Consider the following 23944-nt stretch of genomic DNA (forward strand, 5'->3'; position numbering starts at 1 on the left):
TATTTTATGTTATCAGTATATGGAGTAATACTATTTTCAATAATTATTTTTGCAATGCAAAAAGCACTTGGATAATACTTGTTAACTTTTCAATTTTAATTATATATTATTATTTTTAACAAGGACTAAACAACTATTTAAAAATAATTTTTTACTATAATTATATTCATAATACAGCATTTATTCAAGTGTAAAAATCGAAGTTTGCTATAGAAATAAATACAACGAAAAATAAGTTTATACTAATTCTCTCATAGAATCGTAGATAATTTATTATAAGAAGTTTATAGATATTGTTCTATTTTATAAATTTATACAATGTTATTTTTCTATCATTCTATTAAATTTTTAGGGTTAATACTGCTATTCAATTAAAAACGGATATTTTTTAATATAATGCTCAAATATATTTTCTTTAAAAGTATTTTTCAGAATTCATATCGTTTTTAAAACTGTTAATAAATATAATTTATATTCAGGTATATCATCAATATCGATTTGACAAAGTATTTCTTTAATGTTATAATATTTTAGAATAATTCTAATTATTATGCTAAATAAAGAAAGGTGAGCTAAATTGTTTGAAAAAGAAATTGAGGAACTTAAAAGTTTCAATATAAATCCGTCTAAACAAAGGGTTCTCGTACTTAATTATCTAAACGAGCATAGCGACAAACACAACACTGTTGATGATATATTCAAAGCGTTTCGTGATAATGATACAAAACTGTCACTGGCTACGATATACAATACTATAAGTCTGTTTAAACGCGAAGGACTTATAAGCAATGTAACTCTACCGAGCGGGGAAGTGAAATATGAGCGTGACAGAAGCAATCACATACATTTTGAATGCAGAAAATGTGGTGAAATATATAATATGAAAATGGAACTCAGCAATGACTTTTTGAAAGAGTATGATAATTTTACTATAGAAAGCAAGTATGTATTATTAAGAGGCTTATGTCCGAATTGTAAAGAATAAAGATAATACTAATGCACTGTTAAAAATATAAAATTTTCGATTTTTATATATGTGTTGCTTAAAAAAACACAATTTTTCAGCTATATAACTATAATACAGCCTTATACTGACACCTGATAAAATAACTGATATTTGAATTTATATTTTTTATAATATCCATTAATAAAATAGGTATTATACTAAAAACCAATAAAAACATTGAATTATTTAGTGGATAGATTATGTGACACCATAAATTTATTAACTAACAGATATTGTAAAAGATGTTATTCATAGAGAATGAATTATCTCTACTATTAAATTGGTTATTAGTATTAATCAACGCTTAGTATGATACATAAAATTACCTATAAAAAAATCTTAATATGATTATTATATATATATAGTATTTTTTTTCAGTCCAATTTATTTAAAAGTGTACGGCACTCTCTTATTTGGCTGTTTATTTGTTCTTTTATCTCTTTTTGCTATTTTTTTATTTTTATTTATCTGTCTTTTTATATCCTTGTGTATTTCCTTTTCCGCTACTTTTTTTCTTCTTAAATACTCTTTTTTGTACATCAAAATGCCTCTTTTCAATACAATTTATCTATAGGACTCATAAAACTTTTTAAGCAAGAATATTTTATTCCTTTGTATAGCTTCTATATCTTTATCCCTATTTTAATTATATCATCAAATAGACTTTTGCGCAAATAATTTTTACTATATTTTTTTACAAAAAAAATCTCTAAATTCTATATATTCCCCAAGACCTTTCAGTATTACATCTACTTCTATCGCTTCAGATTTAAGCAAATTTATCCAAGAATCATCTTCATCTCCTATCATATCATTATTGGCATGATCTCCACACACCAACATAAACGGAGTTATAGTCACTTTATTTATTTTCTTTTCTTTCAACTTCTTTATTATATCATATATTGTTATACTTCCTTCTACTGTAGCTATATAATATTTATTCTCCGATATTTTATCCAATTTTTTCTGCAAATTCTCATATGCCATGTCGTTTTCGTGCTCACTTCCGTGTCCCATCATAACAATGGGTGTATTTGTTTTTGAATATATTTTTTTTATTATTTCAGCTACTTGCTTATAGTCTTTTTCTTCATATAACATAGGTGTGGTTGCTGTAATCTCTCTAAAATCATTCTTATATGCCTCTACAGCTTCCAATATCTTTTCGTATTCATACCCGGCTATCATATGAAGTGACAAAATGATAACTTTTTCATATCCGTTGTTTTTTATTATCTCAAGTGCGGTTTTTGTGTCATTGACATCCATTCCCTTATCTATAAGTTTTCTTCTTATTATATTTGATGTATAAGCCTGAAATATATCATAGTCTTTAAATTCGTTTGATATATGATTTACCGTTGCATCTATGCTGTTTTCCATCGCCTCTTTATATGTAGTTCCGAAACTTACTACCAATATTGCTTTTTTCATACATTCTCCTTACTCTGTTTGTAAACATAATTACCGTTTTAAAATCAAGTAATTTCTATTAGTGTCATCGTTAAAACGGTTATTTATTCTGTTCCTATTAAATAGCTTTATAATGGATTTTTTTAATATACCCTGATTTTAAGTTAAAATAAACAATTAATTGTCTGAATTTATATATTTTCTCTTTTTATAATTCTCTTTATAAAAGTATAAATTGGAAGTAATATTATAAAAAAAGCAAACAGTATTGATTCATTACTTGCTCCGATAGTTGTAAGCGGTATAGCGGCGGCTATGTTCCAAGGAAGTATAGTGGGTAAAATTACAGCAGTGTTTTCTATATCCAAGGCGTGGTCATATTTATCTTTTTGAATATCTATGGTTAGCTGGTATGTAAGCACAGTTGCCAATGCCTGACTACAAGCTATTGCAGATGTAAATATAGCTGTAAATATCATACTTCCAAACACTGTAAATCTTCTTGAAAATTTTTCTACAAGCATTTTTACAGGTTTCAAGATAGGTGTTTTGTCAAAAACTCCGAAATATGCAGATGACAATAGAACTATTATAACCGGTTTGAGCATAGAAACAAGGCCCCCACCGTCCATAAGCTTGGCAAGCTCGGCATTTTGTGCTTTATAGCCTAATACATAAACATTTAATAAATCTATTATATCCGCCCCTTGATAAACAACACTTAAAACAGTTGCCGTTATTATACTTATAAACATCACTATTTTAACATCTATTTTTAAAAGTGATAATATTATTATCACAAGTGCCGGCAATATCATAAAAATATTAAGATTATAATTATCGGAAAATACGGACAATATGCTTATATCCATTTTTCCTATATCTTTTCCAAGTCCTAATATAAAATACAATACACCGGTAAACATAAACGGTACTATACCGCTTTTCAGCATATTTTTTATATTTTGATATAAATCCGTATTTGTAATGGCACATACAAATATTGCAATAGTTGACATAGGAGAAGTCCTGTCGCCGACATATATACCTGATAATACAGCTCCTCCTACAAGGGCTTCATTAAGTCCCATAGATTTCGCTATTACCATACATATTACTCCCATACTCGCAGCCGTACCGAAAGACGTACCTATCATCATCGACATAGCCGAGCAAAGCAAAAAAGTTGCCACTACAAAATAATTCGGATTTATAAAAGGTATCAGTTTGTATATTATGTACGCTATAGTCCCCGACATTCTCCAGCTCGCCGTAAGTACACCTATTGTTAAAAATACTGCGACTACATTGGCTATTTTATCCGAGCCTTCTCTCATAGCAGATAAAGTCTGTTTTACGCTCATACCCTGTTTCAAACAGTATATAAAAAACAATCCTATCCCCAATAAAAGTGCTATAATCACATCTATATTAAAACTTATACATACTACAAGCAAACACACAAAAAGGATCAGCACCACATTACCGAACAAAAAATCATCTCCTTCACCTTGATATATTTAATTTTTTCATAACTTTTTTTCTTTTTCTCTCATAATCTCCTTTTCTTCTTCTTCCATATGGTCATATCCCATGAGATGAAACATACTATGACATACCAAATAGCAAACTTCCCTCTCAAACGAATGTCCGTATTCTTCCGCCTGCTCCTTTGCCTTTTCAAGTGACACCACTATATCTCCAAGAGGTTTGATATGTTTGTCTTGTGACGTTCTTTCCGCTTTCAGTTCATCTATATCATACATAGGAAATGACAATACATCAGTTTCTTTATCAATATCTCTATAATCCTTATTTATCTGCCTTATACTTATATTATCTGTAAATATAAGTGATATTTCGTTATCAAAATTAATTTTTTCTTCTTCCTCACAAGCTTCTATAACCTTATTGATACTTGCCATAAGCTCATCGGATATTTGAATTTTATCCTGTTCATTACTTGTTATAAGATTTATCATAACTTCTCCTGATATTTTATTTTAAACTTTTTAATACTGAAGCCTATTTAAAAAATATCTATATATTCAAGTGTTCACATAACACAGGAATATAAAAATAAATTCAATTTCAGTATTTTTATTATATTGCTGTTTAATTAGATAACAATAATAAAAACAATAATATTAATTGTATTAAACAACAAATAATTACGCAAACTTTTAAAAATTAAAACAAAAACCCGCTTATATTTTAACATAAACATAAGCAGGTTTATATATTTTTTATCAAAAAATCTTTTTAAATATTTTTTTTGTTGAATACTCTTTTTATCTTTCCTTTATTTTTCAAAAACTCCTGTTTTTTCTCGTATTTGTCATATTGTTTGATTATCCTTTGGACAAGTTCGTGTCTTACCACGTCTTTTTCCGTAAGCATATTTATTGATATGCCTTTTACTCCGTCCAGTATCATAACTGCATGTGAAAGTCCGCTTTTTTTGTTGTCTCCCAAGTCTATCTGTGTAATATCTCCTGTAACTACAACTTTTGAACCGAAGCCGAATCTCGTCAAAAACATCTTCATCTGCTCTCTTGTCGTATTTTGTGCCTCATCCAATATTATAAACGAATTATCCAAGGTTCTTCCTCTCATAAATGCCAAAGGCGCTACTTCTATAACACCGCTTTCAAGATGTTTTTCAAATTTTTCGCTTCCGAACATCTCAAACAAAGCATCATATAAAGGTCTTAAATACGGATCTACTTTGTCTTTTAAATCCCCCGGCAAAAAGCCGAGACTTTCTCCAGCTTCTACTGCCGGTCTTGTGAGTATTATTCTCGAAACTTCACCTTTTTTAAATGCTTGTACCGCCATGGCAACCGCCAAATATGTCTTACCCGTTCCGGCAGGACCTATACATATGCTCATATCATGCTTTTTTATATTTTCGATGTAAGTTTTTTGACCAAGTGTTTTTGCTTTTACAGCATTACCTTTCGCTGTCAATATTATAACATCATCACTTATTCCGGACAGATTGTTTTTTAAATCTTCTCCGAGCATATCCATAGCATATCTAACAAGTCTTGTATCAATAGTAGTGCCTTTTTTAAAAAGGTTATAGAGTTCTTCTATAACTCTTGCCGTTATGTTTACAACTTTATTATCTTCGCCTATTATGACTATATGTGAATCTCTAAGAACTATATTTACACTATAGCTTTCTTCCAACGCTTTTATATTTTTATCATAATTACCGAAAAGTTCTTTTTCAAATTCCGCATTATCAAAACTCAATATATTTTCTTGCAAATTTACACTCCTTAAACAATTTTAACACCATATTATACTAAAGCCTGCTTAAGCACTAAAATATAAATAATGCGTTTGAATATGTTTGATTAGAGGATAGCTAACACTGACATAGCCAAAATCACCTCTAATCAAATACATTCCATTTAACATTTTATTTTATATGCTTACTTAATTAGATGATAGCATTAAAACCTGCTATATTTTATATTTTTCAATAATCTCTTACAATATATTTCTATTTTCCAACAAATCATTTTTCATATTCCAAAGTTTCTTTGACAAGTCTACTTTATATATTTGCGGATTTTTATTTCTTCTATATTGTATCCAAAAACTTTCTTTTTCTTCATCCGTATATCTTTTTATATCTTTTATATCTCGCTTTTCTCTAACACATTTTCCATCTATAAACAACGGAGATAACAATTTTTTTACATAAAAATTTTCAAATGTCATCTTTTTCCAAGTGTGTATAGGATCAAATATTGTAAGAGGCTCATTTTCATTGATTACTTCTTCATCTAAAACTATTAAATCCGCCTTTGCTTTATTGTCATTTTTATCATATATTCTATATATATTTTTATAACCCGGATTGTTTATCTTATTAGGATCTTCCGATATTTTTATCTTCGGTATCATCTTACCATCTCTTACAACTGCACACAGTTTGTATACTCCTCCTAATGCCGCCCAGTCAAATGATGTTATCATCTTCGTTCCTACTCCCCATATATCTATCTGAGCGCCCTGATTTTTTAGTGAAGTAATTGTATTTTCATCAAGGTCATTTGAGGCTGTTATCTTTACATTTTCAAAACCTGCACTGTCCAATATTTTTCTTATTTCTTTTGATAAAAACTCCAAATCACCCGAGTCAATTCTTACTCCGAGAGGTTCATATCCTTGCTCTCTTAATTCATTAAAAACTGTTATTGCATTTCTTATACCGCTGTTTAAAGTGTCGTACGTGTCCAAAAGTAATACCGTTTTTGTCGGATAAGCTTTTGCATATGCACGAAATGCGTCAAGCTCTGTATCGAAACTTTGTATCCAACTATGTGCATGTGTCCCTAATACCGGAATATCAAATTTTTGCCCTGCCAATACATTTGATGTTCCTATACAACCACCTATAACAGCAGCCTTTGCACCATATAAACCTGCATCAGGTGCTTGAGCTCTTCTAAGTCCAAATTCCATAACACTGTCGCCCATAGCACTGTAGCATATCCTTGAAGCCTTTGTAGCTATCAATGTCTGAAAATTTATTATACATAATATTGTCGTTTCTACAAGTTGAGCCTGCATGGCCTTAGCTTTTACTCTTATTATAGGTTCATTCGGAAACATTATAGTTCCTTCTTCAACCGCATATATTTCTCCATCAAATTTAAAATCTCTAAGATATTTCAAAAATTCTTCATCAAATGTATTTAAACTTTTCAAATACTGTATATCTTCTTCTTCAAATTTCAGATTTTCAATGTAATCTATAACCTCATTGATACCGCATACTATTGTATATCCTCCGTCATTCGGATTTTTTCTATAAAACATATCAAATATCATTATTTCATCTTTTTTATCGCTTTTAAGATAACCGTTCATCATAGTAAGCTGATAAAAATCTGTTAACATTGTTAAATTGACCATTTTTTCCTCCAAAGTTTCAATTTTTATGCATAATTACTTTTCAAAAATATGTAAACACTTATTCAATATATTTTAAAATGCATTCAGATTTTATCACATTATATTTATTTTTTCAATATATATAAGTTTATTGGCATTTACACACTGCTTTGATATGTATTTGTCAAAAATACAGTTGTATTTCACAAACAAACAAAATTGTATACAAACCAAAAAGAATGTGATATAATATGCAGATATTTTATTTTTTCGGTGCTTAAAACCTTGTAGTATTAATCGGATTTATTTTTTATTTTATTTTTATAATGCTAATTTTCAAAAAACAATATATAAATATAATAATTTTATTTATAATCATTTTATAATATTTATTGTTTAATGAGGTAACAGTATATATTAAATTGCAATTTTAAGCTCTGAGGATTTTTATAGGAGGTTTTATGAAAGAATTATTGAAAAAATGGAACAGTATAAGTCTTGTAAAAAGAATAATCGTAGGACTTATCATTGGAACCGTACTGGCATTTATTCGCCCGAATATCACTAACGAATCTCTCGGAAATTTTGTAGACATAGTGAGTATATTCGGAAGCTTATTTGTAGGAGCACTTAAAGCTATAGCTCCGGTACTTGTATTCTTCTTGGTTATGGAGGCTCTTTGTAAACATAAAGAAGGTCAAAAAACCAATATGAGCAGGGTTATAGCATTATATCTTGTAGGTACTTTCTTGGCAGCTCTATGTGGTGTAGTAATAAGCTTTTTATTCCCGCTTGAACTCATATTGCCACAAGCAGTCACTGATGCACCGTCTGCTCCTGAAGGATTGGATCAAGTGCTTAAAACGCTACTTTTAAACCTTGTTGACAATCCTATTCACGCTCTTATAACACCTAACTATATGGGTATCTTATTTTGGGCTGTTCTCATAGGTCTTGCTCTTAGAGGAGCAAAAGAAGAAACAAAAAATGTTATAAGCAATTTTTCAGAAGCTATATCATCAGTTGTTCGCCATGTTATAAGTTTTGCTCCATTCGGTATAATGGGACTTATATATGATTCAATAGTTACAAGTGGTTCAGACATATTTAAAAACTATTTTATGTTACTCGTTGTTTTGCTTGGAACTATGTTATTTGTAGCTTTTGTTGTAAATCCTATAATGGTGTTTACTCAAATTAAGACAAATCCTTATCCGCTTGTACTAACTTGCATAAAAAGAAGCGGTATAACAGCATTTTTTACAAGAAGCTCTGCTGCAAACATTCCTGTAAATATGAAGCTATCTCAAGATTTGCAACTTAATGAAGATACCTATTCAGTATCCATTCCTTTGGGAGCCACAATAAATATGGCTGGAGCAGCAATAACTATTTCAGTTATGGCTCTTGCAGCTGTAAATACCCTTGGAATACAGGTAGATTTTGCAACTGCATTAATACTCAGTGTCTTATCAGCGCTTGCAGCTTGCGGTGCATCAGGAGTTGCCGGAGGCTCATTGCTTTTAATTCCTCTTGCCTGCAGCTTGTTCGGTATATCCAATGATATTGCTATGCAAGTTGTCGGAGTAGGTTTTATAATAGGTGTATTACAAGATTCAACAGAAACTGCACTTAATTCATCAACAGATGTACTCTTCACTGCCACTGCAGACTATGCTCAAAGAATAGCAGATGGCGAAAAAATAGATTTCAAAAAAATATTATCAAACATATAATATTAGGTTAAACAAAAAACTCTTGTGACGTATATTGCTTATTTAATACATCATAAGAGTTTTTTCATTAAATACTCTGCTGTTGGATTGATATCATACTACAACTATGGACAACTTATATCGTAAACCTAAAATTGTATAACATCAATATAAATAGTTTATTGGAAAAATTAATCATAAAAAAACTAACTATTATTTTTTATAATATCCGCTAATCAAATAGATATCGGTATAAAAATATGTAATGAAATAAATTATAGAATTAATAAACATAAGGTTTAAATCGGATTTTACTATAAAGTTAAAAAATATTAATATTATTCTATATTTTTATATTTGATTTTAAAAAAATATTTATCATAATAAATCAAATTTATATACTAAATATTTTTTCCTATATTTTACTTAAATTTTACAAAACTATTTGTTCTTTTTATAACTTACTTTAACAGGTATATTTCAATATCTTTCTTGTTAAATCCAATTATAATTATCACCCTTATTATCAATACATTGCAGTATATTTTGCATTTTAGTTATAATAGACTATAAATCATTTATTTGATATATTGACATTTTTTATAAAGGATGTTATAAAATATATTTACTGGGTAATATATACTAAATTTTATTAAGTGTTGCACTTATATTGCAAACCTAAAATTATTATTTAAAATTTATGAAAGGAAATCAGTATGAAGAAACTTTATGCTTACAACAACTTCAAAAAACGTATATCCCTATCACTTGCACTGATACTTGCAGGTGTCGGTCCATACGCTCTATCAGGTATTAATAATATCCCTAACTATTGTGGCGGAAAGCATATAAAACAACTTTCCCATATCGCATATGCTCAAACCACAACGGAAATTACACTAAAAGCTGAGCATTTCAATGGAACAAGTGACATAACAGGTTTTTCCGCTCTTGGTGAACAAGAATTCAAAAAGGCTGTAGATTCAGAGGCATCAGAAATAAAAATAATAATGGATACAACCGCAACAAGTATAGCAAAAGACGCATTTAAAGAAAAATTTACCAATGAAACTACAAACGGAAAGCTAATATCTGTGAAACTTCCTTCATCTCTTGAGATCATAGGAGAAAATGCCTTTTCAAACAATAAATCACTTGTTGAAATATTAGATTTAAAAGACATGACCAATTTGAAAACTATATATACTGAAGCATTTTATGATTCCGGTCTTAGAGGCGAGTTAATATTACCTGAAAATATAGTTTCTATATGGTTTAGTGCTTTCAGAAAAAACAATTTGACCTATGTAAGCCTGCCTGATAATATCGTAGAATTATTTGCAGGAGTATTTGCCGATAATCAAATATCAGATATTCATTTCGGTAAGTTGACAAATATTCGAGGACTTTTATGGGGAAAATACGGAAAAGGCGGTGAACATCTACATCCTGAGGCAGGTGTATTGTCATATGACTTATTCAGAAATAATAATTTAACTGAACTTAAAATAGAAGGTACCGGAATAAAAAGAACAGGTTCATATGCATTCCGCAACAATAATTTAAATAAAGTTGTTCTACAAGATGATATAACTATGTTAAATTATGGAATTTTTCAAGACAACCCTAACTTGACTACCATAAGAATATTAGGAAAAGAAGATGCTCCGCATAATCAAATAGCGGCAAATCATATAAACGGTGACGCATTTAAAGGAACTAAGCTTGCCGGAAAATTGGAATTTACTTCTAACGATATTGAAATTAATTCTTCACGTGCATTTGAAGGCAACCCTATAACAGAAATCATATTTCCAAACGGATTGGTAACAACAGGACCGTACTCTTTCAGAAAAGTCCCTCTCGAAAGTGTAAACCTTCCTAAACCTGCCATAGTTGAAAATGGGGTATACTCTGATACAGGTACACTGAAAAATGTTAACTTTGACAAATATACAACAGATATTATTCCGGCTCAGATGTTTAGAGGCGGAAAATTAAGAAGTCTTGAAATACCAAGTTCAGTAAATAAATTCGATACTTCAAATCATTACGTTCTTAATCCGAATTATCCTCTTTCTTCATTTGCAGATAACAAAGGTTGGACTGATGGTGATAATAAAGTAGCATTATATAGAAAGAATAAAGGCTCAGATAATACTCTTAAAAGTGGAGATTATGTAATTGATAATGAGTTGCCTGATGGTAATGACTATGTATTCAATCCCGTACTTGTAGAGTTTAAGGTCATAGATCAAAACGGAAACAAGGTTGCAGAATCATCACTGCCTAATAATATAAAAGTAAGCAGAACAAGAACAACAAACGGCACTACAGATACACAGGAATTGTCAGACGTAAGATTGAAAGACTATAAAAACTTCAAGTTAGGAGATAAAATTACATTTGAAATGCCTGATACACTTGAAGGATATAAACTTGTAGAAGATGCGAACTCATCAAACACTCAGCTTAATCTTACAAAAACAGCTGATAAAAAATACAGTTTTACACTTGATCCGGCTAATGAAAATATAGCTCAGGAAGAAAGATATACAGACGAAAACGGAAATGATTCAGGCTATAATATAGGCTATAAAAAATCAAATATTAATTTAAAATACGAAGCACTACCTGTAACACTCAACTTTGTATTTGAAAAAGAACTCTCTGACGGCTCAAAACAAACTCTACAATTGTCAGATATACCTCAAATAAGATACACATCAAAAAATAAAGCGACAACTGCCAACTTAACAAGTACAAGCATAAATGACTTGCTTTATGGAGACACTGTAGACATAGAAGCATTAAGTGATAAAACACTTACAGCAATAGATAATACACATAAGATAAATTTAAGTGGAGCTGATGTTGAAAAAATAGACGGAGAAGACAGATATCAAGCTACAGTAACCTTGAGATATAAAGATACGCCTGTTAACAACGGAGGGGATAACACACCAAAACCGAAACCGAATCCGAACCCACAGCCTAATCCTCAACCAAATCCGAACCCACAACCAAATCCGAACCCACAACCGAATCCGAATCCACAGCCGAAGCCAAATCCGAACCCACAGCCGAATCCAAACCCTAATAATAATAGCGGTGGCGGTGGCGGAAGAACAGATGATGATGTAAACCATAATACTATACCTCCTGTTAATCCGCCTACTAATGTGCCGTTTACCCCTGACAATATAATAAATGCCGATATCATACCGAATGTTACAAACCCTGTATTTAATATAATAAATCCTGAAGATACCCCTTTAGGAAAGGCTATTGTAAATGCGGACAAAGGCACATATACCTTTATAGATGAAGATACAACTCCTTTAGGTGTAGCTAAAGTAAACCCTGATAATTCTCTTGAAATACTGGAAGTATATGAAGATAACGCTCCTTTGTCTCTTCCTAAGACAGGTCAGGAAAGCAATGCCCTTATGCAGTTTTTCGGAGCATTTCTAACTATATCGGGATTAGGATTTTTGTTTAACAAGAAAAAAAATAAATAGTTATTAAAATTTATTCAACCCTCCATTTAAAATTGGAGGGTTGAATTTTAAATAATACTGTTAAAATAATAGTAAAATAGGGTATAAAAATATTATTAAATGAATTTAAGAAAAAATATGCAAAATAATTTCTTATTACTAAAAGGTATTGCACACGCATTGGATGACATTACGAATTAGACCTTTATAAAGCAAAATTTACATTGATGTAATTATTATGAAAGGATGTTTTAATATGGAAAACGATAATAATGTAAAAATAACGGACAAAACATCGAAAAAATCTGATAATAACACACATAAAAAAGCTAAATTCAAAATAGCCTCTAAACTTATAACGGTTTTTTCATTAGGTATGATAGTCGTTATGTGTATATGTGGAATATTTTTATATGTTTCACAAGTACGCTCAAGTGAGGAATCATTAGCGGCAAATACCGTTCAAGTACAAAATGAGATAAATCACTCAATAACAAACTATATAGACAAATACATTTCTGCAGTAACACTGACTGCCAGCAATACTATATTTGCAGAACAAAATTCAAATGAAGACGCTATATATGAGCATCTTGAATTATTCGCTAAAAATTTTGACGGAATATTATCATATTATTTCGGAAGAGCCGACGGAAAAACATTCAAAATGATGGATAAAAGCACACCTGAAGGATATGATCCTCGCAAAAGACCGTGGTACATAGATGCTCAAAGTGTTGATAAATTAATTATAGGTGATCCATATGTCGATGCTTTTACAGGAAAACTTATAATAACCGTATCAATTCCTGTAAAAAATGACAATAATACTTTATTAGGAGTAATGGCCGCTGATATAAGTATAGATTCTATAATGGAAGAAGTCCAAAATGCAAAAATAGGGGCAAGCGGTCTTGTTTATCTTATAGATTCAAAGAACAACTTGATATTATCTCAAGAAAACAAGGCTCTTACAGAAGAACTTAACAACGAACAGGTAAAAGCCATAATTTCAAAAGGACAGGCAAATTTTGAAAAGTATAAATACAACTCAGAAAATAAATATATGACTATTATACCTATCAGCGGAACAAATTGGAAAATTCTAAGCATAGTCCCCGAATCCGAATTTATGCAAAATTTAAATAGACTTTTGACAAGAATCGTAATGATTACTATACTTACAATTATAATTTTCTCAATATTTGTATATATTCTTAACAAAAAAATAATCGTAAACCCTATAAATAAAATAATCAGCTCTTTCAGTACAGACAAATCAGGTAAAATAAGTCTAAATGAAATAAATTTAAAACAAAATGACGAATTAAAAATTTTATCAGAAGAACTAAACACATTTGCAGCTCAAATAAAGCAGATGGTAAAAAATATAGCTGTAACTTCGGATAATGTTGCACAAACTTCTATAACATTACAGGAGAATATGGACGAAAGTTCAAGTCTTACAAGAGAAACAGCTCATACAATCGAAGAATTGGCTGACAGAGTTTTATCTCAAGCACACGAAAACGAATCAGGGCTTTTAAAAATAATAGATTTCGGTGAGTCTATACAAAAAAATACAACTCTTGCCGATGCTGTATCAACATCTACAAATGAAGTGAAAGAAGCCGTAAACAGCGGTATGGAAATAATAGACGTACTCTCCAGATCATCTGCCGATTCGCAAGTTGCAATAAAGGAAATATTTGAAATAGTAAAATCTACAGAAGAAAAATCTAAAGAGATAAACACTGCAAACGAAGTGATAAAATCCATTTCAGATCAAACCAATTTACTTGCACTTAATGCGTCAATAGAAGCTGCAAGAGCCGGAGATGCCGGCAAAGGCTTTGCGGTAGTCGCAGAAGAAGTAAGAAAACTTGCAGAAGAATCATCAAAATCTACAGAAAGCATAAACTCCATAGTAGACGAACTTGTAAAAAATGCAAGTTATGCCGTAAGTAAAATGGAGTCCGTAGCAAAAATCGTAGATAATCAACAAAAAATAGTTGATGAAATGCAAAAGAAATACGAATATATTGGAGAATCTGTCAAAAAAACTGATACAGTTGTTCGTGACGTTGAAACTTCAACTGCAACAATGAATAAATCAAAAGATGATATAATCAATATATTTGAAGCTTTGGCGGGTATAGCAGAGGAAAATGCATCCGACTCACAACAAATATCATCAAGCACACAATTACAAAACGAAAAAATACATGAATTAAGAAATGTTACAAACAAATTATCTGAAATGGCTAACTCTTTAAAAGACGAAATAGATAAGTTTACTATATAAACTAACTAACCCCCATTTAAAATGGGGGTTTAATTTTATCCAAATACTGCTTTGATTTCTATATTATACTAATTGCTGATACTAATAACCAAATAAATAGTAGAGATAATCCGTTTCCTATGGGTAACACTTTTTACAAAATTTTTTAGTTAATAAATTTATGGTATCACATAATCTATCTACTAAATCATTCAATGTTTTTATTGATTTTTAGCATGAAATCTTATATATTAATGGAAAATCATAATAATTAATTTTTAAAATACACAACATTTATATTAATAATGTATAGTTATATTATTTTTCCACAATTTTATTAGATAGTAGTATAATATTTTCAAACGGTTTTACAAACAAAGTATATTTACATTATACTAAAATATATCTATGTTTAATTTAGATAATAATATTATCATATCTATTTGGGTTAATAGTTCCATTAGCTTTCAATATAAAATATGCTCATTTACTATTTATTTTGCAATATATAAATGTTATAATAAATCTATTAAGAATTGTTATATTATTATTCTAAAGGAGAAAAAATATGACTACAGAAAATAAAAAAATTGCTATTCAAGATACTTATGGTGAAAGATTTCAACATTGTTGGGGTTGTGGCCCTAAAAATGAAGCCGGATTACATTTAAAATCTTATCCTAATGAAGATGGTAATAAATGTATTTGTAAGTTCAATCCGGACAACAAATATACAGGCGGAGTTCCAAACAATATTTTTGGCGGTATGATTGCCGTTATTTTTGATTGTCACGGTACTGCTTCAGCAGCGTGGTTTGCTCATAACAACAAAGGTCTTGAACTTACAGAGGATACTGTTATAGGAAGATTTATTACTGCCAGATTGGAAATAGATTTCAAAAAACCTCTACCTGTAAACGAAGAAGTGACTGTTATATCTATAGTTGAAGAAATAGGCGAAAGAAAAGTTATAGTTAATATGGAAATGGAAGCTGCCGGAGAGCTTCGTGCAAAAGCAAGAATAGTAGCTGTAGGTGTAAAGGACAATATGTAAAACCATATAGTTAAGATTATAAATATAATTACGGCTCATATTGAATATAAACAAAAAAGCATCATCTTAACAATATAATTTATTAAAATGATGCTTTTTTTATTTATACTGAACACTATTACAAAATATAAAATTTCTAACTTTTATATAATTGCTTATTTTGAGAAAGTATAACATTTTAAGAATATGATTATATTTTCAATTAGCATTTAGCATTATTCATTAATCATTGAAACATCCCACTGCTTTTCCGATTTTGCAATCATAAGATTAGCTACCAAATCACCGGTTACATTCAATGAAGTAAATGCCATATCAAGTAATCTGTAAAATGCTGCTATTGGTCCCATCAAATCAAACGGTAATCCAAGAATTGACAAGAAACTTGCTCCAAGTATTATTCCACCACCCGGTATTCCGGGAGCAGCCATATTTATGAGAGTAGCAACAAAAATAAGAGTAACTATCTCTTTAAACGAAAGATTTATACCGTAAAAATCTGAAACAAATACTGCCAAGCAAGAAAATGAGCAAGCACCACCGCACATATTTATTGTACAGCCAAGAGGTAAAGTAAATTTTGTAATTCCTTCCGGCGCTTTGTAATCTTCCATACTCACTTTTATAGATGTTGGAAGAGTCGCAGCAGATGAAGTTGTGGACAGTGTTACAAGCCACACCTTATACATAGATTTTGTAAGCTTCACTATTCCCATTTTCGTATATAAAAATAATGGCAGACACATAGCAAATATATAAGTAAGTATGCACGCTATATAACAAGTTATTATATATTTACCCAATGCAGAAAATATTCCAAGACCGTATTTTGATACAGAAAATGCCATTAATGACATTACTCCTATAGGGGATAGTTCCATAACAAATTCCAACAGTTTAAAAAATATTGTACTGAGTGAATTTATAAAATCAAGTACAGGTTTTCCTTTTTCCCCTGATATAACTATAGCTGATGAGAATAAAATAGTAAATATTATAACAGGAAGAATTTTTCCTTCAGCCATCGCCATTATAGGGTTATCCGGAAATATATTTATAAAAAAATCTGATATGGATGGGTTTGTTATCTCCTGTTCAAAAACAGGCGGGTTTGCAAATACGACATCTTTGCCCGGTCTTATAGCATAAGCTACTATAAGAGAAACTATACAAGAAAACACAAACATAACAACATATAGTCCTACTGTCTTAAAACCTATCCTCTTCAAATCTTCGGTACTTTCTATATTGCATATTCCACCTGCTACAGCAACAAATATTATAGGTACTATCATCATCTTTATGAGTTTTAAATAGACATCGCCCACTACCTTTGTCGCAATGGAAAACTCCGGCAATATTATTCCGATAAAAATTCCAAGTATAAAACCTATAGCTATTCTTATGAACAGATTTTTCTTTTTCATTATAGTTTCAAGCATTTGTATCACTCCTTTTTAAAGATTTTTAAATTCGTTATATATTCCCAATAAATTAAAATACAACAGATTATCTTCTAATTTATATAATAAATTTTTCAAACTTTCTACATCTATTCCATTTATATTTACATCTACAAAAAAACCGTATTCAAAAGAATTTTTCTTTGTAGAACGAGAATACAAGGATAACAAATTATAATTTTGCTTTGAAAATATCTCCAAAATTTTTGACAATGCTCCTGTTTCATGCTTAGTTTCAAAATAACAGGATAATTTTTCAGAATTTTGGGCAGTATCTGCAAAATAATACGACTTATCTAAAACTTTTTTAAATATGAGAAATCTCGTCTTATTTCCGCTCATATCTTGAATAGAGGTAGAAAGTATGTTCATATTATGAGTTTTTCCTGCTAAACTACTTGCTATCGCTCCATTTTCTTTATTGTTAAGCTCTTTTATATACACAACCGACTTTGCCGTATCCTCATAGGAAACAGGAGTTATATGAGGATGTTTTTTAAAAAATTCAAGGCATTGGCTAAGCGCTTCAGGGTGAGAATATACGAACTTTAAATCATCAACAGTCGTATTTGGCAAAGCTATAAGATTATGATTTACCTCTACTATTGTTTCACCTATAGCAAACAAATCTTTTTCATATTTTAATATATCAAGCGTTCTATAAATTTGACCTGTGGTAGAGTTTTCAACAGGAAAAACACCATAATCTATTTTACCTCTTTGCAAATCATCAGCCATGGTTTTAAAATCGTCATACCCTATAAAATCATTGTCTTCACCAAAATAATTTAATGAGGCTATAGAGCTATAAGCCCCATAAACACCTTGATATCCTATTTTTTGCATCATATCCCCCCTTTTCTTTTTCTTGATTTTTCCAAAAAATCAAAAACAGCTTTATAATCATCATCCTTCAATGAATCTAACAGAAAATCAATGTTTTTCCTAAACTCCTTTACTTCTTCCAACAGAAATTTCTTATTCAGAAAAAATGTTTCACTCCACAGATAAGGGTTTAAATCTGAAATTCTTGTCAAATCCTTGAAACTTCCTCCCGCAAAATTACCAAGAGAGCTTTCAAATGCCGGACAATTCGTTACACAAACAGATATAAAGTGCATCATATGCGAAGCATAAGCTATTTTTTTATCATGAACATCTTTATCTATATCGGATGTTGTTTTAAAACCTATTGCAAGAGCGAGCGATTTCATAAATTCAAGATTTTCTTGTTTATTTTTTGTCTGAGGTACAAATATGTAGTTTTTATCCTTGAATATATTTATATCGGCATTGTCAAAACCGCTATATTGATTGCCCGCCATAGGATGACCGGCTATATAATCCAAATCATCTCTCAAAAAATGCTGTATCTCATCAATCACAAAAGACTTCACACCACACACGTCCGTAACTATACAGCCTGATTTTAAAAATTTTTGATTTTCTTTCAAAAAATCGATCGCAATTTTAGGATATACCGCTAATATAAGCACATCTGTATCATGTAATATATCTTCCTTAGGCTTTTGAGTGTCTATGCCAAAGTTTACAGCTTTTTTGAGTGTATCTTTATCTATATCTATTCCATATATTTTTACGGGATTTATCTTTTCCTTTATGGCAAGTGCATACGAACCGCCTTCCATTCCAAGCCCGACTACAGTATATTTCTTATCCTGCAAATTCATAAACAACCCTCCTTAAAAAAGCTTGATATAATCGTCCAATCATTAACCTTAAAATTTGTAATTGACCTATTATACACAAAAACCTAACAAAGCACAATAGAAAAAGCGCTAAAGTATGATGCATTTACATTGTTTTCTCATATATTACAAAAAATAATTTATTATTATCTTTTTTTAATCAATTTTTATAAATCCATTTATAGTTTTAATTATTTTTACGATATTATTAATACTGATAATAGCTAATTTATATAAGAAGCTCATAAATAATATTATATTTTATTAAATTTATAAAATGTTATTTTCCCATAGGTTTATTAAATTTTAGTATTAAATATGAAAGAAGTTGATATTAATGATAAATATAGCAATTTGTGATGATGATATAAAAACAATCAAAGAAATAGAAAATATATTATCAGAATATGCTACTCTAATAAATATAAAAATCTTGATACATTTTTTTTTGAACGGAAAAGACTTGATAAGTTTCTTAGAAAATAATTACATAGATCTACTCTATTTAGATATACAAATGAAAAATCTTACCGGAATAGAAGTCGGAAAAAAAATAAGACAAGAATTATACAACGACGAAATACAAATAGTATATATATCGGCTATAAAAGATTATGCAATGGATCTTTTCCAAGTAAGACCGAATAACTTTCTTATAAAACCTTTTTCAAAAGAAGAAGTTGAAGAAACATTATCTACAGCAATAAGGCTTATAAATGATAAAGAAAAAACATTCACATTCAATATCAAAGGAACAGAAATAAAGAAAAGAATTTCTGAAATTATATATTTTGAATCTATGCGACATAAAATGAAAGTAGTCACTAAAGATAAGGATTTTGAATTTTATTCTTCCATCTTTGACGTATATTATGAACTTGCAGATTATGGTTTTGCTTTGTGCCACGCCTCTTATATTGTAAATATAGAGCACATAGAAGAATATAACAAAGACAAAATAAAAATGTCTAACGGTTGCTTCATAAAAATAAGCAGAAGTAAAAGAAACGAGTTTATAGAGCAAATTGCAAAATTTGATATGAATAGAGGTTAAAAATTTGAAAAATTTTAATGTACTTCATTATGTTACCAATATAATTTATATATATACAATATATTTGCTTATGACTACATTCCAAAAAAAAGAATCTGCATACTCCAAGAACATACAAAATCTTAGTTATGGCCTATTCTATATAATAGTGACAACTGTATTCTCATTTATAAATATCCCCGTTATAACATTATTTGCAAATTTAATATGTCTTTTCATGCTGTCATTTTTATACAGCAGTCATATATTAAATAATTTGCAAATATCTATCATTATATATACTATTTTGGCAACTGAAGAATTAATTATATCTACTATAGCAAATATTAAGACTCTTCTAATTTTTAAAAGTGAAAAACACTTGGATATATCAATTATATTTTTAGGCAATATACTATTCTTGTTATCAGCAATTTTAATAAAATATTTTTTCAATTACAAAAATAATAAAAAAACTACCATAATACTGCCAATTTTTAACCTTGCTATATCATTTCTCACAATCATCATAACATTTATATTAGCTTCAAACTCAAGCATAAATTCTGAAGCGTTTACTTTTGTATCAGTATCTCTTATATTTATCAATTTATTTTCTATGTGGGGATATGAGCAAATAACAACCACATTAAACGAGCAATTTAAAATAGAATCACTTAAAGAAAAAACAAAGTCTTATGAAAAAGATATACAATTTATGGATGAACAAATAACAAATTTAAGAAAATATAAACATGATGAAAAAAATCATTTACTGGTATTGATGGGATTGATGAAAGGAAAAGAAAGCAAAGACGCACTAAAATATATAGAAAATCTATTAGATATTTATTCAACCGAAGATATGTTTATAAAAACAGAAAATAAAGTGATAAACAGCTTATTAAATTATAAAATTAAAAAGATGAAAGATAATAAAATCAAGCTAACTACAGAAATTAAAATAAACAAAAATCTCCCTGTCAGCGATTATGATATGTCAATAATACTTGGAAATTTAATAGATAATGCTATGGATGCCCAAATGAAAATAAATGAAGACAATAGAAAAATAAATATAAAAATAGTCGATGAAAAAAATAAATTTACTATCACAATCAACAACATATTCAACGGCGAAATAAAAGAAAAAAACGGTATTCTTATATCAAAAAAAGAAGACAGTTCATCTCATGGGCTCGGTCTTAATAGCGTAAAAGAATGTGTTGAAAAATATGACGGAATATTTAAAATTAATTATAACGATAAAAAGTTCACATCATATGTTATGTTTATTAAAGACAAAAATTAAGCTAATACCAAAGCCTGTTAAAAAAAATACAAACAACCCTAATCAAACACGTTCAATTTAACATTTTTATTATATGTCTATTTTAGGTATCAATATAAAAATATAAAGCAGTCATTTTACCTAAAACATAAATAGGCTGTTTTTTTTATACCAATTATGTCAAAAAATTGGTTAGTTGTGTCAATCCTATTGATTTTCAAAAAATTATGTAAGATAATTATTTCAGTAAGGAAATAACTTATTAGTTATAAATCATTCGTTAGTTATAAATAATTTTAGGAGTTAATTTATGCTGATTTCAAATGGAATGTTCTATTTCAATCATATGTTCAATAATAAGAATTATTTCAGTGCCAAAACCAAAAATTCAACTTATTCAGATGCTATAAACGAATATTACAAAACTTACGGTGCTGATGAATCTGAAAGAGAAATTATTATTGCAGATGATATAAAAAATAAAAAATTTACAGAAAAAGTTAATCAAATAATACCTGATTTGCATAAAGCTATAAAAAAAGGTGATTTAAAGGCCGCAGCCAAATTAGGATTAGAATACTATAATTTAGTAAAAAACTGTTTTCAAGGTTTGGCTAAACCTGACGGCGATTGGCTTACATTTGTTTCAAGAGGTGCTATATTTTATAAAGGACAAAGCCTTGAACAATGGGAAGAACAATTACCTGTAAAAACCGACTCTTACACAGGTATAACATATTTTGAACTTGACGGATACAACATACCTACAAAAGAATATCGAGGCGAAGGATATGACAAAAAAATCGCAAAATTAGCTGATGAAAGAAATATGAGTTTTTCAGATATCAATGAAAATACCATATTCTACAAAAGCCAAGAAAAATTTGATATGCTTCTTAATACAGAATCATACTCTGATATCAGTTCTAAAATCAAGAAAATAGGGACATCACCTTTTAACAGAATACTTGATTTTATAGTAAATCACCAGCAACATAACAGGAATACGCCTCTTACAGAAAAGATGATTGAAAATGAATTGAAAAAATACTTGGAATTTGAAAACAGATTGAGTTCGACTAAAAATATAGATGAAAAGAAAAAATTATTGGATGATGAGCTTTTTAAAATCATAGACAAATCCATAGAAAGAGAAAAAGAGTTTCAAAAAAGATTTCATATATACAAAGAGAGAAAAGAACTTTTCGACAAGGCAAGGATAAAAGACGAATTGGACAGGTTGTTGGAAAAAATGTAGCAAAAAAATACCATATAATCTTATTATCAAGATTTTATGGTATTTTTCATTTTATTTGCTTTCTTTTGATTTTACTTTTATTCCTTCTTTAAGCTGTGCATTATTTGCTTCTATTATGATTATATCATCTTGTGACAAGCCTGATATTACTTCGTATTCATAGTCTGATTCATGTCCTGTTTCTATTTTTGCTTTTGCCAATTTACCGTCTTGCACCTTCCACACATATTTGTCATTTTCATACTCAAATACCGCTGATTTCGGCACTATAAGTACATTATCCAATCTCAAGGTTTCAAATATTATATCTATATCAGAGCCTACAATTATATTTTTGACATCATCAAGTTTTATTTTTATTTCTACTCTTTGTTCTTCCAGACCTAAGGATGACATTTTTGTCTTGGCGTATTTGCCGATTTCTATTATTATTCCTGATTTTTTTACTGTGTCTTCTCCTATTTTTTGAAGTATTTCAACTTTTTGATTTTCTTCGAGTGCCAATGCGTCTGAAGATAACACGTCGCATACTGCTATTATATCATCTGAGGCGGATATTTCCATTATCGGCATTGTTGAATTTGCAAATCCTCCGTTTTTTGCCGATACATTTGTCACTATACCGCTTAACGGTGCATATACTTCGCTTTGAGAAATTTTATCGTCTATATCTGACATTTGCACTGACAATGCTGTTTTTTGAGCTGAATAAAATTCTTTGCTGCCGCTTTTTTCTTGTGACTGGTCTATTAATACGTTTTTTTCATTTTGTTTTAATGACAGTGCTTTTTTTGCATCTTCATAGGCTCTGTTTATTTTTTCATATTCCGACTCAGATATTGCTCCGCTTTTATATAACTCCAGATATTTGTCGTTATCTTGTGATAATTCATCGACCTGTTTTTGTGCCAATTGTATAGCTATATTGAGCGATTGAAGTTGCGAATCGTATAAGGTCGGTATGGACATTTCTTCTTGACCTGATAATGCACTTATATTGGCTGAAAGTTCTCTTTTTTTTGTAACAAGGTCGCTCGTATCGAGTTTTAATATTAAATCTCCTTTTGCAACTTTATCTCCATCTTCCTTTATAAATATTATTTTACTGCTATATTTAGGTGTTATATATATTTGTTGATTTGCTTCAATTTTTCCTGTTTCTTTAAAATCGTTTACAAGAGTTTCTTCTGTAAGTGTCTTTGTGGCAAATTCAAGCGGTTTATTTTTTTGTATCACTATATACGCTGTAACAATTAAAATAACAATACAAATTAATATTATTCTGACTTTTTTATTCATTG

General features: G+C 29.5%; 18 protein-coding genes. 8 read left to right on the forward strand and 10 right to left on the reverse strand.

Annotation, left to right across the window (positions count from 1 at the left end; translation table 11 throughout):
* The first annotated feature begins 577 nt into the window (after positions 1-577).
* Positions 578-985, forward strand: coding sequence for a Fur family transcriptional regulator (locus HMPREF9629_RS04470; RefSeq protein ID WP_009525163.1), 408 nt, complete (start codon positions 578-580; stop codon positions 983-985).
* Between the two features lie 405 nt (positions 986-1390).
* On the opposite strand, the gene HMPREF9629_RS11885 is transcribed toward HMPREF9629_RS04470, so the two are convergent.
* From HMPREF9629_RS11885 to HMPREF9629_RS04495, 6 genes are all read right to left on the reverse strand, one after another.
* Complete coding sequence (locus tag HMPREF9629_RS11885; protein ID WP_009525164.1) at positions 1391-1546, reverse strand: hypothetical protein; 156 nt, start codon at positions 1544-1546, stop codon at positions 1391-1393.
* Positions 1547-1690: 144 nt separating this feature from the next.
* Positions 1691-2443 carry a sirohydrochlorin cobaltochelatase gene (locus HMPREF9629_RS04475; RefSeq protein WP_009525165.1) on the reverse strand — a complete coding sequence of 251 codons (753 nt, stop codon included), beginning with the start codon at positions 2441-2443 and terminating at the stop codon, positions 1691-1693.
* Positions 2444-2613: 170 nt separating this feature from the next.
* Positions 2614-3915, reverse strand: a complete 1302-nt coding sequence (locus HMPREF9629_RS04480) for a Na+/H+ antiporter NhaC family protein (protein WP_009525166.1) — start codon at positions 3913-3915, stop codon at positions 2614-2616.
* Between the two features lie 36 nt (positions 3916-3951).
* The gene (ybeY, locus tag HMPREF9629_RS04485; RefSeq protein ID WP_009525167.1) at positions 3952-4404 is read right to left on the reverse strand and encodes an rRNA maturation RNase YbeY; all 453 of its coding nucleotides are present in this window, start codon (positions 4402-4404) and stop codon (positions 3952-3954) included.
* Between the two features lie 280 nt (positions 4405-4684).
* The gene (locus tag HMPREF9629_RS04490) at positions 4685-5698 is read right to left on the reverse strand and encodes a PhoH family protein (RefSeq protein WP_009525168.1); all 1014 of its coding nucleotides are present in this window, start codon (positions 5696-5698) and stop codon (positions 4685-4687) included.
* Between the two features lie 225 nt (positions 5699-5923).
* On the reverse strand, positions 5924-7357 hold the full coding sequence (locus HMPREF9629_RS04495) for a nicotinate phosphoribosyltransferase (RefSeq protein ID WP_009525169.1): 1434 nt from the start codon (positions 7355-7357) through the stop codon (positions 5924-5926).
* Positions 7358-7797: 440 nt separating this feature from the next.
* Here HMPREF9629_RS04495 and sstT point away from each other — a divergent pair, with 440 nt between their 5' ends.
* From sstT to HMPREF9629_RS04515, 4 genes are all read left to right on the forward strand, one after another.
* The gene (gene sstT, locus HMPREF9629_RS04500) at positions 7798-9072 is read left to right on the forward strand and encodes a serine/threonine transporter SstT (RefSeq protein ID WP_009525170.1); all 1275 of its coding nucleotides are present in this window, start codon (positions 7798-7800) and stop codon (positions 9070-9072) included.
* Between the two features lie 695 nt (positions 9073-9767).
* The gene (locus HMPREF9629_RS04505; RefSeq protein ID WP_009525171.1) at positions 9768-12572 is read left to right on the forward strand and encodes a leucine-rich repeat protein; all 2805 of its coding nucleotides are present in this window, start codon (positions 9768-9770) and stop codon (positions 12570-12572) included.
* A gap of 235 nt (positions 12573-12807) precedes the next feature.
* Positions 12808-14856, forward strand: coding sequence for a methyl-accepting chemotaxis protein (locus HMPREF9629_RS04510; RefSeq protein WP_009525172.1), 2049 nt, complete (start codon positions 12808-12810; stop codon positions 14854-14856).
* A 547-nt stretch (positions 14857-15403) separates the two neighbouring features.
* A complete protein-coding gene (locus HMPREF9629_RS04515; protein WP_009525173.1) occupies positions 15404-15889 on the forward strand; it encodes an acyl-CoA thioesterase in 486 nt (161 codons plus the stop codon).
* Between the two features lie 215 nt (positions 15890-16104).
* On the opposite strand, the gene HMPREF9629_RS04520 is transcribed toward HMPREF9629_RS04515, so the two are convergent.
* The 3 genes from HMPREF9629_RS04520 to HMPREF9629_RS04530 are packed head-to-tail and all read right to left on the reverse strand — an operon-like array spanning position 16105 to position 19043.
* Positions 16105-17331 (reverse strand): dicarboxylate/amino acid:cation symporter, encoded by a 1227-nt coding sequence (locus HMPREF9629_RS04520; RefSeq protein WP_009525174.1) that lies wholly within the window; start codon positions 17329-17331, stop codon positions 16105-16107.
* A 15-nt stretch (positions 17332-17346) separates the two neighbouring features.
* Positions 17347-18198: a prephenate dehydratase gene (locus HMPREF9629_RS04525; RefSeq protein ID WP_009525175.1), complete on the reverse strand. Its 852-nt coding sequence runs from the start codon at positions 18196-18198 to the stop codon at positions 17347-17349.
* Complete coding sequence (locus tag HMPREF9629_RS04530; protein WP_009525176.1) at positions 18198-19043, reverse strand: prephenate dehydrogenase; 846 nt, start codon at positions 19041-19043, stop codon at positions 18198-18200. Before HMPREF9629_RS04530 ends, HMPREF9629_RS04525 begins: the two co-directional genes overlap by 1 nt.
* A gap of 355 nt (positions 19044-19398) precedes the next feature.
* Here HMPREF9629_RS04530 and HMPREF9629_RS04535 point away from each other — a divergent pair, with 355 nt between their 5' ends.
* From HMPREF9629_RS04535 to HMPREF9629_RS04545, 3 genes are all read left to right on the forward strand, one after another.
* Complete coding sequence (locus HMPREF9629_RS04535; RefSeq protein ID WP_009525177.1) at positions 19399-20115, forward strand: LytR/AlgR family response regulator transcription factor; 717 nt, start codon at positions 19399-19401, stop codon at positions 20113-20115.
* A 4-nt stretch (positions 20116-20119) separates the two neighbouring features.
* Positions 20120-21406 (forward strand): sensor histidine kinase, encoded by a 1287-nt coding sequence (locus tag HMPREF9629_RS04540; protein WP_009525178.1) that lies wholly within the window; start codon positions 20120-20122, stop codon positions 21404-21406.
* Positions 21407-21695: 289 nt separating this feature from the next.
* A complete protein-coding gene (locus tag HMPREF9629_RS04545; RefSeq protein ID WP_009525179.1) occupies positions 21696-22643 on the forward strand; it encodes a hypothetical protein in 948 nt (315 codons plus the stop codon).
* A 51-nt stretch (positions 22644-22694) separates the two neighbouring features.
* On the opposite strand, the gene HMPREF9629_RS04550 is transcribed toward HMPREF9629_RS04545, so the two are convergent.
* Positions 22695-23942, reverse strand: a complete 1248-nt coding sequence (locus HMPREF9629_RS04550; RefSeq protein WP_009525180.1) for an efflux RND transporter periplasmic adaptor subunit — start codon at positions 23940-23942, stop codon at positions 22695-22697.
* Positions 23943-23944 lie beyond the last annotated feature (2 nt).

Origin of the sequence: Peptoanaerobacter stomatis (genome assembly GCF_000238115.1) — a bacterium.
Classification (GTDB): domain Bacteria; phylum Bacillota; class Clostridia; order Peptostreptococcales; family Filifactoraceae; genus Peptoanaerobacter; species Peptoanaerobacter stomatis.

Bases quoted from the DNA above. Each gene is read 5' to 3' on its own strand.
- HMPREF9629_RS11885 (WP_009525164.1), bottom strand. From the start codon at position 1,546: ATGTACAAAAAAGAGTATTTAAGAAGAAAAAAAGTAGCGGAAAAGGAA.
- HMPREF9629_RS04475 (WP_009525165.1), bottom strand. From the start codon at position 2,443: ATGAAAAAAGCAATATTGGTAGTAAGTTTCGGAACTACATATAAAGAG.
- ybeY (WP_009525167.1), bottom strand. From the start codon at position 4,404: ATGATAAATCTTATAACAAGTAATGAACAGGATAAAATTCAAATATCC.
- HMPREF9629_RS04495 (WP_009525169.1), bottom strand. From the start codon at position 7,357: ATGGTCAATTTAACAATGTTAACAGATTTTTATCAGCTTACTATGATG.
- sstT (WP_009525170.1), top strand. From the start codon at position 7,798: ATGAAAGAATTATTGAAAAAATGGAACAGTATAAGTCTTGTAAAAAGA.
- HMPREF9629_RS04505 (WP_009525171.1), top strand. From the start codon at position 9,768: ATGAAGAAACTTTATGCTTACAACAACTTCAAAAAACGTATATCCCTA.
- HMPREF9629_RS04510 (WP_009525172.1), top strand. From the start codon at position 12,808: ATGGAAAACGATAATAATGTAAAAATAACGGACAAAACATCGAAAAAA.
- HMPREF9629_RS04515 (WP_009525173.1), top strand. From the start codon at position 15,404: ATGACTACAGAAAATAAAAAAATTGCTATTCAAGATACTTATGGTGAA.
- HMPREF9629_RS04520 (WP_009525174.1), bottom strand. From the start codon at position 17,331: ATGCTTGAAACTATAATGAAAAAGAAAAATCTGTTCATAAGAATAGCT.
- HMPREF9629_RS04525 (WP_009525175.1), bottom strand. From the start codon at position 18,198: ATGCAAAAAATAGGATATCAAGGTGTTTATGGGGCTTATAGCTCTATA.
- HMPREF9629_RS04530 (WP_009525176.1), bottom strand. From the start codon at position 19,043: ATGAATTTGCAGGATAAGAAATATACTGTAGTCGGGCTTGGAATGGAA.
- HMPREF9629_RS04535 (WP_009525177.1), top strand. From the start codon at position 19,399: ATGATAAATATAGCAATTTGTGATGATGATATAAAAACAATCAAAGAA.
- HMPREF9629_RS04545 (WP_009525179.1), top strand. From the start codon at position 21,696: ATGCTGATTTCAAATGGAATGTTCTATTTCAATCATATGTTCAATAAT.
- HMPREF9629_RS04550 (WP_009525180.1), bottom strand. From the start codon at position 23,942: ATGAATAAAAAAGTCAGAATAATATTAATTTGTATTGTTATTTTAATT.